Here is a 12,121-nt window from a genome sequence, read left to right as displayed (position 1 = left end):
AAATGAAAATAGAGCCAATGCCAAAGGAAATAAGAAAAGCAGATTTAGAAAATCTTAAAATACTTACAGAAAGGGAAAAAATGCCCGGAGTTTTACCGCTAAGCTTTGAGATTGTAAAAAAATATTTATTAGATATTTTTAAAGAAGCGGGAATGAAAGGCAAAGCGTATAAAACGAAAGATAATGAAGTGTTTTACATCACTATCACAGATTCTAAAATAACTCTAAAACAAGGAGACAAACAATGACAGATTTAGCAGGTGGGATTTTTCAAGGAGTAGGAACGCTTACAAGCGGGATACTAAACTACAAATTAGGAAAACAGCAATTAAAAGTAGCAAAAGAACAGCTACAAGAGCAAAAGGCAATGAATGAATGGGAAAAGCAAAAATATAACACCACACTAAACAATCAAAAAAGCGGGATTGCTACTTTAGGAAAGGCTTTTGGAGAGATTGAGAGCCACAAAACCCAAGCACCAAATCCTAACTTAAACGCGACAAGCCCCGCGACAAACAACGCAAACCAAACCGCGCCCGCGACACCGCGAGGCGATACATCTAAAGAAAAAGAATTACCAACGCAAAGAATGTAAAAAAAACTTTAAAGGTCCGAAGTGAAAGCAAGACAAGTTATAATGATTTTACGCGCGCTTTTAAGGGACGAGGATTGCAGAACCGCCCTTTATAGTGATAATTTATTGCTTGATTATATTTCACGCGCGCAAAACGCATTGATAAGAGAATTTAGAGAAAATATACAAACCTTTAAAACAGAGGCAAAAGAAAATAGCGACATAATCACGCCAACGCCGATTGCTTCAATTTTCACACTCACGCTTAATAAAATCCCTTTAAGCTACGCCCAAAGTGCAACCGCGTTTAAAAACCCACCCGCGCTTTATCATAAACAAAAAAATATTTACGCGATAAGCGGGAGCTTTGCAAGCGGAGAATTAGAGCTTATCGCCTCCTTTTTTGCAAAGCCTTTAGATGAAAAAGACGACGAGCTTATTTTAGATGAATCTTACACGCACGCTTTAGCTTTAGGAGCGTTTTGTGAATTGTTACTTATCGAATATGATATTGCAAACCCACAAAGGCTACTTTTCTACAAAGAGCGATTTAACGAGGAAAAAAACAACCTACGCACTTTAAAATCGGGCTTAAATCCACAATACCTACAAAGCAGGGCGCAAATGTAGTTACTTTGCTTGCGGATTGCACGAGTCAAGTAAATATACATTCTTTTTTTTATCCTTTTTCACAAGCACCACCTTACCGCTTGCAAGCCTTATTTTAAAGGTAGAAAATTCTTTGTCATCGTGTATCTTAACAATTTCATACTTACTACTTTGCTTAGTTTTATCCACTTTATCACTTTCGCAACACAAGCTCGAGGTCGGACTTTCTTCTTCACTTGTAGCGGGCGGGTTTATTTCTTGCAAGAATTTGTCAAATTCCAATGATAATTCTTTTTTTACTTTTTGCAAGAGTTTGCCAAAACCCGACCGCTCTTTTTTTATTACCTTAGCTTTAACCAATCCCTTTTGATAAAAGATAAGCCTAGCCACTACAATGCACCCAATTACAACCACAGCACTGCCTAACATATACATAACTTTTAACCCTTTTAAAAAACTTGAATTTTTACCATTATAACGCAAAAGGAAATAAATAAAGGAGGCTTTTGTGGAAAGAAAAACACTTGCAGAACTAACACAAAGCTTTGAAAGTGATAATTTTGCATCATACCGCGCCAAAGATGAACTAAAAACCGCGCGGGCGTATTATCATGGACACCAACTACAAGACCAAGAGCTAAGCAAACTCCAAGCGCGCGGGCAGATTCCTATTTGTGAAAATATCTTTAAAATGATATGCGATAAGATTTTGGGTTATAAAATACAAAGCGCGACAGAAATAAAAGTAAGCGGGAGACAAGAGGAAGATAAATACTTAGCAAATCTTTTAACTGATTTGCTAAAAGTGTTTAATCAACAAAACTTTTACGAAAAAGAAATGTATAAGCGCGATTTTGATTTACTTATGGGACTTAGTGTTTTAGAATTATGGGTAGAGAAAGACTTTGATGGAAATTATCACCTACCTTTAAAGCATATCCCTAGCGAAAGCTTTTTGATTGATTGTTACAGCACAGACAAAAACGCGACCGACGCTACAAGATTCCATAAAATGCTACATATTCCATTACATCAAGCAAAGGCAATTCTAGGAAAAGACAAAGACATTTACATTGACAGGCAGGACATTGTAGATTCTCGAGTGTTTTTAATTGAGAGTTGGTTTAAAGAAAGCAATGAAAACACAAAAGAGGGCTTTAGCTGGAATCGCTACCTTTGGCATAAACAAGGCGGGATTTATAGCTATGAAATAATGCCTTTTAAAAATAACACGCACCCTTTCATAGTGGCAAAATATAACATCGATGAAAAAAACCAATATTATGGGCTTTTTAGAGATTTAAAACCCATACAAGATTATATCAACTTCGCAGAAAACAAAATGGCAAATATGATGGGAACGATAAAAGCCCTTTATGAAATAGACGCGGTGAATGATATTGATGAATTTGTAGAAAATATTTCGCTTGATAATGCGATTGTCGGGGTGAGAAGCGGAAGCCTAAAGGAAAATAAAATACAATTTGTGCAACACCACGCAGACATACAAGCCCTAAGTATGAAAAGCGAACAAAAGCGCAATATCGCTAGAATCCTAAGCGGGCTAAATGATGAAGCCCTAGCTCAAGCGACAAATAGACAAAGTGGCGTAGCTATCGCGCAAAGGAGAGACGCGGGACTTTTGGGATTGCAATATTTTGTATTAAGTTGCGATAGTTGCGATAGATTGCTTTATGAAAAAGTGCTAAGCTTTATACAACACTATTTCACAAAAGCCCAAGTTTTTAAAATCACAGAAAAAAGGCGCGGTGATAGATATTTTAATATTAACACGCAAGCAGAAAACACGATTAAAATAGGCACTTTTGACTTAGTGTATTCTACACAGCTAAAAACACAGGGCAGAGAGGAGAGATTTGCACACTGGAGCGAGATACTCAAAACTATTTCAAACATAAGACCGGATATTATCACAACATTACTTCCACTTATGCTAAAAGATACAGACAGCCAAATTGTAGATGATATAGAGGAGATTTTAGCAAAAGCCGATGAAAGCGCAACACAAAACGCGCAAGGACAAGGCGAGATAGAAAGCCAAAAGCTAGAGCTAGAAATGCAAAAAATAAAAGCCCAAATCGCTAAACTAGAAGCAGAGGCAAATAAAGCCCAAAGCCAAAGCAACATAATAGAGCAAATCCAAACAGAAACACAAAACACTAACCAAACACAAAATAAGCAAAATCCAAAAACCTATGTGCAACAATTAAATAAGATTGATTTACGATAAGGAGTTTTTTATGAGTAATATTTTAGCAAGTTTAGGAAACCAAAAAAGCACAGAGGGAGAAAGCAGGGCAATAATCGAAGCCTTGCAATTACAAAAAGCGGATTTAAATAAGACTTTTGATACTCTAAGCGCGATTGTAGAAAATAGCGAAAAAAATGCCCTAGAGAGACAAAGACTGCAACAAGAAAAAAATGCCAATATCGCCCAAAACTACAACGAACAAAGCTTTATGAGTAGATTGCAAAAAATGGACAGCGCGAAAAAAGATAAATGGGGCAGTGTTTTACCCAGCGAGCAAAAGCGCATAAATGCAGAGCTTGAAAATGAGCGCGCGCAGTTTTATGCAGATAATGGCTATTCTGATAAAACTTACAAAGGGATTTTAAGCACCGCTTTGGATAAAATAAAAACCATAAGAGAAAACGCCCGCGCAAAAGCACAGGAAAACCAAGAAATGCCACTTGAAAACCAAGCTTTGCCAACAAACAGGGAATAAATAGCGGAGAATTTAACCCTTATTTTTTTGTGCTTTTCATTCTATACTTAAGAGAAAAGTTAAAGGGAACTTATGCTTATACAAGAACACATTAAAGAATTACAACAAAAGCTAGACAAAGCCCAAGAGCTTTTAAATTCCTTTGAAAATAATTTTAAGCAAGAAATAGCAGAGGATTTAGAACAGACCAAAAACACCCTTAAAGAACAAATAAACACAAATAACCAAGAGGAAATGCGCGAGCTTTTAAATAGTGTAAAAGAGAGGATTGAGAGCGAGGAACGCGCCTTAAATGAAAGGATAGAGCAGAATTTACAACAAGAACTAAGAACAAGCAAAGAGCAATTACAAAGCTTTAACGCCCAAAAGTTAGGCAATATTATCCAAGAGAGAAGCGATGAAATACTAGAACTTTTAAAACCCTATCTAAGAAACACGCCCGAGTGGTTACTAGAAAAAGAGGAATTTAGAGAGCTTTTAACCCAAACAATCCAAGAAGCAACGCAGGATAAAATCGCAAACCTTGATATAAGTGCAAGTATTGATTATGAAAAAATCCCGCTTGATACACAAGAGATTACACAACAAGTGCAAGCAAACTTAAGAAGCGATATTTTAGAAAGTGTAGAGAACACAACGCAAGGCTTTTTAACCAAATCAAACGAAGTCATAGAAAACGCAGTGCTTAATAAAAGCCAAGAGATTTATAACAAAATCTTGTCATCACATACATTTTTAACACAACTTTATCAAAGCAAGCTACGCGTTTTAAGCGCGGATATTTTCAACTCTCAATATTTTATCAGTGAGAAAATTAGAGAAAAAAGCTTAGCGTTTAGCAAATCACAAATACAAAAGCAAGAAAAACCACCAATCAAAAAGCAAAATATCTTAGTGAGTAAATAATGAATATAAACGAGTTTAGCCATAATCTTGGAGTGATTTTAGAGACAATTGCTACAAGCTCACTTTTAAGGCAAGTATCAAGCACAGATTTAGCACAAAACAAAATAGATTTTTTAAAAGAAGCCTTGAATGCAACTTTTCATCTCAAAGAAATGCAGTTTAAAGAAACAGAGCTAAGCTTAATGCAGAAAAAAACGCTTTTAGAGTTAGAAATGGTCATTGCACAAAATCGCATAGCTAACTTAAAAGCTTACGCAGACGCATTAAGTGGGATAATCCAAGCCGAAAGCATTAAGCGAAGCGTAGTTGATAACGCCGCGATAAATAAGGCGAATGCTTATGTAGGATATTTTAATGTAGCAATGAATGCAATTGCAAATAATAGCGCGAGCTTGAATGAGGGAAGCGCGTTAAGTAGTATTTCCAAAGTCGTGTTAAATATTATTAGAGAGATTGATAGCAGTGCATTACCTAGTCAATATAATACAATGTTGCAGAACTTTAGCCTTTTAGCAAGAGACGAGGCGTTAGGATTAGGAACAAAACCGATTGGAATCTACACACCAAAGCTAAGTTTAAATACTTACGAGCGGACTTTAATTTGTGGCTTTAGCATTTACTCAAATGCAAGCCATGAATTTTATGTAAATAGCAAACCAGCCCAAGAGTTTCTAAAAGAAGCACAAAGCACGCAACTAAAAGACGCAAAAGTGCTTTTATTCTACGCAAAAGAGCCGGGGACTTATTGCGTTAGCTTTAAGGTGAAAGAGGGAAGCAAAACATTAAGCGAAAGCGTGGAAATTGAAGTGCGAGATAAAAAGGAGAGAGTATGCAGGAACTAGAAACACAAACACAAGAAAAGCCGAAATTTTACGAGGGCTTGTCTGAAATAGTAAAAAAACCTTTAGGACTTTTGAAAGAAAAAAGAGCCGATGAACAAAAGCTAAAAGAGGAATTGAATAATTACGACGCTTTTAGTGCGAGCTTTGATTTTGATAATGCCAAAACTGCAAAAGAGCTAAATAAAGAAATTACAGAGCAGGCAAAAAAGCCTTTTGATGTATTGCAAGAGGGAACGCCCTTTGAGGAAGTAAGCCAAAAAAGCTATTATCAAAAAGTAAGAAACACAGGAATAGGATATTTTGATAATAAAAAAGAATTAGGACTTTTTGACGCGTTTATGGCAAAAAGATTAGGACTTGACCCAAAATATGTATTTCACAAAATCGACTTAACAAGCGATAACACGCACAGAGTCCAAAGCTACAAAAAAAACATGGAAAACATTGTAGGGGGGATAAAAAACGCCCAAGATTCTGTTTTGATTGCCTTACAAATGGGAGATAAAGGCACAAAGGACGCGCTGAAAAAAATGGGTATAAACATTACAGGTGGATTTTATCAAAGCAAGGGCGGACGTGATTATGAACTTGCAACCGCAGGACTTAGGAATAATCTAATGTATGCACAAACAGGCGGAGGCAGGAGAGTTTTTGCAAGTGATGCAGAGGACGCAAGAGGCGCGATAAAAACCTTTGAAAACCAAGTAAGCACATTAAGCCCGATTTCACGCATTATCGATAAAACCTTGCTAAACTTAAAAGCGGATATGATAAATTACAAAGGAAGCGGAGCAAGGCAAGAGCAAATAAACGCAGTGCAAGCACATATTTATAACCTAGAAAGTGCCAATAAGATTATAAAAACCGCAAAAGCAGAGGGTAGGAAATTCACCCCCAAAGAAGTCGCGGAATTAATGGGATTAATGGACATAGCAGATATTTAAGGAGAAAAAATGAGCGAGACCACACCACTTAATATAAGACCAAGCGCGAGCAGTGCTAAAAGTTACGCAAGCTTTAATTTTGAAAAAGCAGAGCTAAGCGGATTAAAGCCCGATGTAATCGTGCAGAATTTAAAAAAGCTAGACACTGATATAGAATGGGAGAATTTCAAAGATTTATCAATTAAACAAACTTACCAAAGCTTAAAAAATACCGCTTTTAATGTAAATCTAAACAATCCAAGCCAAAGTTTAGAATCTTTGCTAAGCAAAGAGGCAAGCCAATATCGCGCGATTTCAAAACTAAAAGATTACGAAAGAGAGGAGCAAGAAAAAAGCATAACAGAAAAGGGCAAGGATATTGCAAGCGATATTTTAAGCGGTGTTGTAGGATATGATAACGCGCGCTACAAAGAAAAGCAAGAAAAGGGCAAGGAAGTTTTTAACGCGCTAAAAAAAGCGGGTATCGATAGCAAAGAGCTTGAAAAAAGAGGAATAAGCGCGCCCGCTTTAAGTAATGTGCTTTACAATGAAAGAGGCACGCTAAGTTTAGCTAAAGACATTTTGACAAATAATAATGGTGCAAAAGAGGAATTAGATAAGGCAGTGAAAGCCTATGAACTTTTTAAAGCGCAAAAGCCTTTGGAGAGTTTAGGAAAAGAGGATAAGGAGATTATAAAAGACAAATTAGGATTTTTTAGCACGCTTTTTAAAGATGAAAGCGAGGAATATGCGCAGTTTCAAAACTTAGTGCGCGCAGAGGAATTAAGCTCTAATGCAATAAAAGCCACGCGAATGCTAGAGAATATTTTACCTAGTAAGCAGTTTTTAAGGGATTTGTGGAATAGTGAAACATTAGAGGAAAAACAAGCACAGGCTTTAAAAGATTATGAAGTGATTGCAAAAGAGTTTGGATTTGACGCAATTGCATATAATCAAAATAATCTTTACTTTGTCAAAGAGGGCAAGGTGTTTGCAGTTGATGAAAATTTTAACGACTTTTTAATAGGCGTGATAAAGGATAATAAAGGCTCGCTCGCTTTAGGAATCGCAGGCGCAATGCAAGGCGCAAAAAAGGGCGTTGGTGGAATGATAGCAGGGGGCGCGATAGGTGGCTTTGCAGGTGGTGCAGTTGATAGTATTTTAACAGATTTATACTTTGAAAATAAAGATTTTTCTATTGCTCAAGCCCTTTTGCACGGCGCGCAAGAAGCGGGCTTTAATATCGCGGGCGATTTGGTATTTCAAGGCGTAGGCGCGGTAGTTAAGGGCGTTAAAAATACAAGCTGGACAAAGATTTTACCAAGTGATAATAAAGAGCAAGTCGGTAATATCTTAGGCAGAGTTAGTGAGACTTTAAGCGGGCAGAATATCGGCGCGATTGATAGAGCATTAAAAAAACACACAAAAGAAGCGCAAAGAAAGGCAAATACAAAGGCGTTTTTACAATCCCAAAGCGATGTAAAAATAAGAGAAGAGTTTAAAGACATAAGCGGAACTAAAAAAATCTTAGACAAGATAAAGGAAAAGTTGCCTTTAAACTTTATAGATAATCAAAACGCGCAAAATTCTGGCGTGAAATACAAACGCGAGGAACTCTTAGCAAATGTTTTACGCAACAAAGATTTAGCAGATTCTTTAGCAGGGCAACTTGATGATGTAGAAGCAAGGATTTTAAGCGAAGCTTTAGATAAAATGACAAACGACTTTAAAGCACTCTCACAAAACTACGAGAAAGAAATTGCTAAAGCTTTTGTAAAAGATGAACAAAACCCTAAACTTCCTTTAGTGTTTCAAAAAGCAGTGCAAGAAGCAGAACAAGAGGCAAAAAACCAATATAAAAAAGCAGTGCAAGAGTTGCAAGAGGGACTAGATGGAGAAAAGCTAGATTTGCTAAGCCCTTTTAAAAAACTTGCAGACACCGCCTTGCAAGATTTTGGAATAAATAGCGATATAACAAAACTTTTAATAAACGAAGTAAAAAACCTAGAAGGGCGCGACATAACCATAAAAGAAGCCCTAGAAAAGCGCAAGGACTTAAACCAAATCTTACGCAATTTCAATGATAATCCTAACACTTTAAAGAAATTTAGAATCGATGAAAGTATGGGATTATTAAAAGACGCGATAGATACAACCATAAGCAACGCGATAGAAAAAAAGATTGCAAAGCTGAGACTAAATAATGCGCAAGGGAATGCGCATTTTAACACAGATAATTTAACAAAGATAAAAGAGAATAAAGAGCTAAAAACACAAGAGAAAAGAAGCAAAGCGATTGAAACTTACACTAAAGGCGAGGAATTTAAGGCTTTAAGCATTGATAAACAAGAAGCGATTTTAAAGCTTAAAACTATACAACCCGACCCAATGCCTAAGGAAATAAGCACGCAAGATTTAGAAAACCTTACAGCGCATTTTAGTAGCAAGCAAGATAAAGCACAAAGGGAATATTATTTAAAGCTTTTTGAAGACACAAAGACAAACCCGCATATTATCTTAAATACTTCTACTGCAAAAGGAGAGAGAAAAGAATACATTAAGGCTTATGAACACAAAGAAAACAAGGATTTATATTATATTGCTATAACGCAAGATAACGATAAAATTAATATTACAGGATACCCAACTACAAAACTAAGCAAGATAATAAGAGATATTACAAATTGTGATAAAGTAGCCGAGACTCTAGAGGGAATCGCAACCCCAGCCAAGCCGATTAAAGATAATCCAAGCCCTCAACTTGCAACCACCATTTTACCACAAAAAACATCAGATTCTTTAACAAAACAAGATTTTAACCCGCTTGAAAGCTTGAACGCGCAAAATATCACAAGAAAAGATTTAGATTCTAATCAAATACAAGAGCTTTTAGCTAGATTTGATAATGTGCAAAACTTAAAACAACATCTAAGCACAAGAGCGGACGCGCTGACGCGCGAGGGACTTTTTGATTTATTAGACACCACGATTAAGAATCCACATATACAATATGTAACAGATAACAAAACAAAATATCTTAAGAAGTTTAAAGACGAGGGAAACAAAAGCGACCCTTATTTTTATCTTTTAGTTACAAAAGACAAAGACAAGACTTTTATTACACACTTTAAAACAAGAGATATAGAATATATACAAAAAGAGCTTTTAAAAGCAGAGGAAATACAAAAAGGCGCACACATTATAGGAGAACTTAGAGTGCAGGCAGGCGAGGCTAAAAAGCCTGTGAAATCTCCAACCTCCAATCTAGATTCTGAGGTGTTGTCCCACAGCCTACGTCCCAGACACGAAACCCCAAGCCTAAGCTTTGAGAGCCATATGACTAACACCAACGCGCATTTTAACACAGATAATTTAACAAAAGACTTTGGAACAAATTACGCAGAGTTTTACCACAAAGGAGCAGAGGCAGTTAAACACTTACTAAGCACAAAAGAGGGGCAAGTGCAAGGCGCGTTTTATCGCAAAGACTTAGAAGAGTTAAGCGGAAATGGAGACATTAGCATTGTTTGGGGAAAAGAGGGAAGCGGGAGAAGTGATGGATATGGCTTAAGCAAAATTGCTAAATATCACCCCGAAGTTTTACAAAATTTAGAAAATATTATAAACAAGGGAAGTTTTTTTGTAGATGACAAAGGGCGACCAAATATTATTTTAAAAGATGAAATCGTAGGATTAAGGGATAATTGGAAAGGACAAAAAACGCCTTTTTGGATAATTAGCTCTTATAAAAAGCGCGGGCTTAGTAAGGGTATCGACTCTACTAAGAGCGAACGCTATGCAGGAGAACTATTCTCTACAAACCCGACAACCACCATTTTACCACAAAAAACATCAGATTCTTTAACAAAACAAGAGGAAAGCTTAAGGGCGTTATTGACAAACTTTAGAAAAGCAAACAGCGAATATGCAGACATAAAGAAGCGATTAAATGATAAGCTTACAAAAGCAATTTTTTTAGATAAGCCTAAAAAAAGCACAATAAATTCTATGCGAAGCATTGAAGAGTGGAAAAATGCAGTGCTAGATAAGCAGTGGGTAAATTCAATTCAAGGGCTAGAAAATACGATTTTTGCAAAGTTTAATCCACAAATGCAAGAAGCAACGCAGACTTTAATGATTTTCCGCGCGCTTGAAAGACATATAAAAAGCAACAATGGAATTAGCACAATCAATCTAAGTAAAGCCTTAAAAGATATTGAGAGCTTAGAAGCCTTGCCTTTACACCCAAAGGCACAAAACGCGCTTAATATCTTTAAAGAACTTGCAAATATTTATCAATTTGCAAATAAAATAAGCGGAGCAAAAGGCTATAAAAGCGCAAGCGGGAACGGGGCTTTAAGCACGACTTTAGAGGGCAGGGCAAGAGTATTTTTAACTAATAAACTTTTTAAAGGCCTTTTCTTTAGAGTGCCTTATATTGGAGATAAAGACGCGGTTTTGTTTCACTTAAAAAAAGCAGTGCGAGAGCTAAAATACCCAAGAGCGATAACTTTGGATATATTAGACAATCCGACATTTACAACGCCAAGTCCCAAAAGCCCGATAAATCCAAAGGGCGAAGCCTTTATAAATGATGAAGTAAAAAGAGATATAAGCGAGTTTGCAAGTAATGAAAGTGTGCTAAAAGACGAGATTATACACAAACGCGCGGAAATTGAAAGCCAAAACACAGAGCTTTTAAACGCGGGCGAAGTTTTACAAGCCTTGCAAAAAGATAAAGTGATTTATAGCAAAGTGGGAAGCGGAAGTGTAACAAAAGAGGATTTAGCAGAGATACAAAGTATTTTAAAAGAGCTAGAGAGACGCGAGGGAATAATTGCAGACTTTGGAACAAACTATGCAGAATTTTACCACAAAGGCGCAGAGGCACTCAAGCACTTACTAAGCACAAAAGAGGGGCAAGTGCAAGGCGCGTTTTATCGCAAAGACTTAGAAGAGTTAAGCGGAAGCGGAGACATTAGCATTGTTTGGGGAGAGATTACAGATAAGGCTAACCACAAAGGCTATGGACTAGCGCATATAATAGATAAGCACGGAAGCGAGTTTGAAAATATACCCCAAAGACTCAATGAGATTATCACACAAGGTGAAATAGAAAAAGATAGACTAGGTAGATTAACGATTAAAAAAGATGGGTTTAGAGTAGGATTAAAGGCAAATTGGAAAGGTAAGCCAACAAATAAGTGGATAGTAACAGCTTATTATGACGAGAAGTCGCTAAGTTTATCCACTGCTAGCGACTTTACAAAAGGGGAGACTCTCCCTTTCAACTCTAAAGAGATTATAACACAACAAGAGCTAACGCACAATACACCAAAAGTATTTGATATGGGAGAAATAAAAATAAACGATTATGATGATTTTTTATATTATGCGAAGTTAGCGGGATTTGATTTAAGCAAAAATAAGAACGCTAAAGAAATACACAAAGCCCTTTTAGCTCAAATTGATAAGTTAGAGTGCTAAAAATTTAACCCTTATAATTTTTTAAAAAATATT

At 36.4% G+C, this 12,121-nt stretch carries 10 protein-coding genes; 9 read left to right on the top strand and 1 reads right to left on the bottom strand.

Going from position 1 to position 12,121, the window contains the following annotated elements; translation table 11 throughout:
• Positions 1-2: 2 nt before the first annotated feature.
• From A3217_RS08400 to A3217_RS08390, 3 genes are read left to right on the top strand one after another with little or no spacing between them, the layout of a single operon-like run.
• Positions 3-248, top strand: a complete 246-nt coding sequence (locus A3217_RS08400) for a hypothetical protein (protein ID WP_066389525.1) — start codon at positions 3-5, stop codon at positions 246-248.
• Entirely contained in the window at positions 245-595 is a 351-nt protein-coding gene (locus A3217_RS08395; RefSeq protein WP_066389520.1) for a hypothetical protein, read from the top strand. Before A3217_RS08400 ends, A3217_RS08395 begins: the two co-directional genes overlap by 4 nt.
• Before the next feature lie 21 nt (positions 596-616).
• Complete coding sequence (locus tag A3217_RS08390) at positions 617-1,204, top strand: hypothetical protein (protein WP_066389519.1); 588 nt, start codon at positions 617-619, stop codon at positions 1,202-1,204.
• Here the strand turns inward: A3217_RS08390 and A3217_RS08385 are convergent, their stop codons facing one another.
• Positions 1,205-1,618: a hypothetical protein gene (locus A3217_RS08385; RefSeq protein WP_066389518.1), complete on the bottom strand. Its 414-nt coding sequence runs from the start codon at positions 1,616-1,618 to the stop codon at positions 1,205-1,207.
• A gap of 73 nt (positions 1,619-1,691) precedes the next feature.
• Here A3217_RS08385 and A3217_RS08380 point away from each other — a divergent pair, with 73 nt between their 5' ends.
• The 6 genes from A3217_RS08380 (at position 1,692) to A3217_RS09235 (ending at position 12,088) form a co-directional block, all read left to right on the top strand.
• Entirely contained in the window at positions 1,692-3,434 is a 1,743-nt protein-coding gene (locus A3217_RS08380; protein ID WP_156471906.1) for a portal protein, read from the top strand.
• A 10-nt stretch (positions 3,435-3,444) separates the two neighbouring features.
• Positions 3,445-3,930: a hypothetical protein gene (locus A3217_RS08375; RefSeq protein ID WP_066389516.1), complete on the top strand. Its 486-nt coding sequence runs from the start codon at positions 3,445-3,447 to the stop codon at positions 3,928-3,930.
• A gap of 72 nt (positions 3,931-4,002) precedes the next feature.
• The gene (locus tag A3217_RS08370) at positions 4,003-4,836 is read left to right on the top strand and encodes a hypothetical protein (RefSeq protein ID WP_066389515.1); all 834 of its coding nucleotides are present in this window, start codon (positions 4,003-4,005) and stop codon (positions 4,834-4,836) included.
• Positions 4,836-5,678, top strand: coding sequence for a hypothetical protein (locus A3217_RS08365; RefSeq protein ID WP_066389514.1), 843 nt, complete (start codon positions 4,836-4,838; stop codon positions 5,676-5,678). The genes A3217_RS08370 and A3217_RS08365 overlap by 1 nt, the downstream gene beginning before the upstream one ends.
• Positions 5,666-6,622 carry a hypothetical protein gene (locus A3217_RS08360; protein WP_066389513.1) on the top strand — a complete coding sequence of 319 codons (957 nt, stop codon included), beginning with the start codon at positions 5,666-5,668 and terminating at the stop codon, positions 6,620-6,622. The genes A3217_RS08365 and A3217_RS08360 overlap by 13 nt, the downstream gene beginning before the upstream one ends.
• 9 nt (positions 6,623-6,631) lie before the next feature.
• The gene (locus A3217_RS09235; RefSeq protein WP_197456889.1) at positions 6,632-12,088 is read left to right on the top strand and encodes a putative barnase/colicin E5 family endoribonuclease; all 5,457 of its coding nucleotides are present in this window, start codon (positions 6,632-6,634) and stop codon (positions 12,086-12,088) included.
• Positions 12,089-12,121 lie beyond the last annotated feature (33 nt).

Source organism: Helicobacter himalayensis, from assembly GCF_001602095.1.
GTDB lineage: Bacteria > Campylobacterota > Campylobacteria > Campylobacterales > Helicobacteraceae > Helicobacter_F > Helicobacter_F himalayensis.
Note: the sequence above shows the minus strand (reverse complement) of the source record. Positions and strands in the feature narration are given on the sequence as shown.

Coding starts and splice junctions, on each gene's coding strand:
- A3217_RS08385 (WP_066389518.1), bottom strand. CDS start 1,618: ATGTATATGTTAGGCAGTGCTGTGGTTGTAATTGGGTGCATTGTAGTG.
- A3217_RS08375 (WP_066389516.1), top strand. CDS start 3,445: ATGAGTAATATTTTAGCAAGTTTAGGAAACCAAAAAAGCACAGAGGGA.
- A3217_RS08370 (WP_066389515.1), top strand. CDS start 4,003: ATGCTTATACAAGAACACATTAAAGAATTACAACAAAAGCTAGACAAA.
- A3217_RS08395 (WP_066389520.1), top strand. CDS start 245: ATGACAGATTTAGCAGGTGGGATTTTTCAAGGAGTAGGAACGCTTACA.
- A3217_RS09235 (WP_197456889.1), top strand. CDS start 6,632: ATGAGCGAGACCACACCACTTAATATAAGACCAAGCGCGAGCAGTGCT.
- A3217_RS08400 (WP_066389525.1), top strand. CDS start 3: ATGAAAATAGAGCCAATGCCAAAGGAAATAAGAAAAGCAGATTTAGAA.
- A3217_RS08365 (WP_066389514.1), top strand. CDS start 4,836: ATGAATATAAACGAGTTTAGCCATAATCTTGGAGTGATTTTAGAGACA.
- A3217_RS08360 (WP_066389513.1), top strand. CDS start 5,666: ATGCAGGAACTAGAAACACAAACACAAGAAAAGCCGAAATTTTACGAG.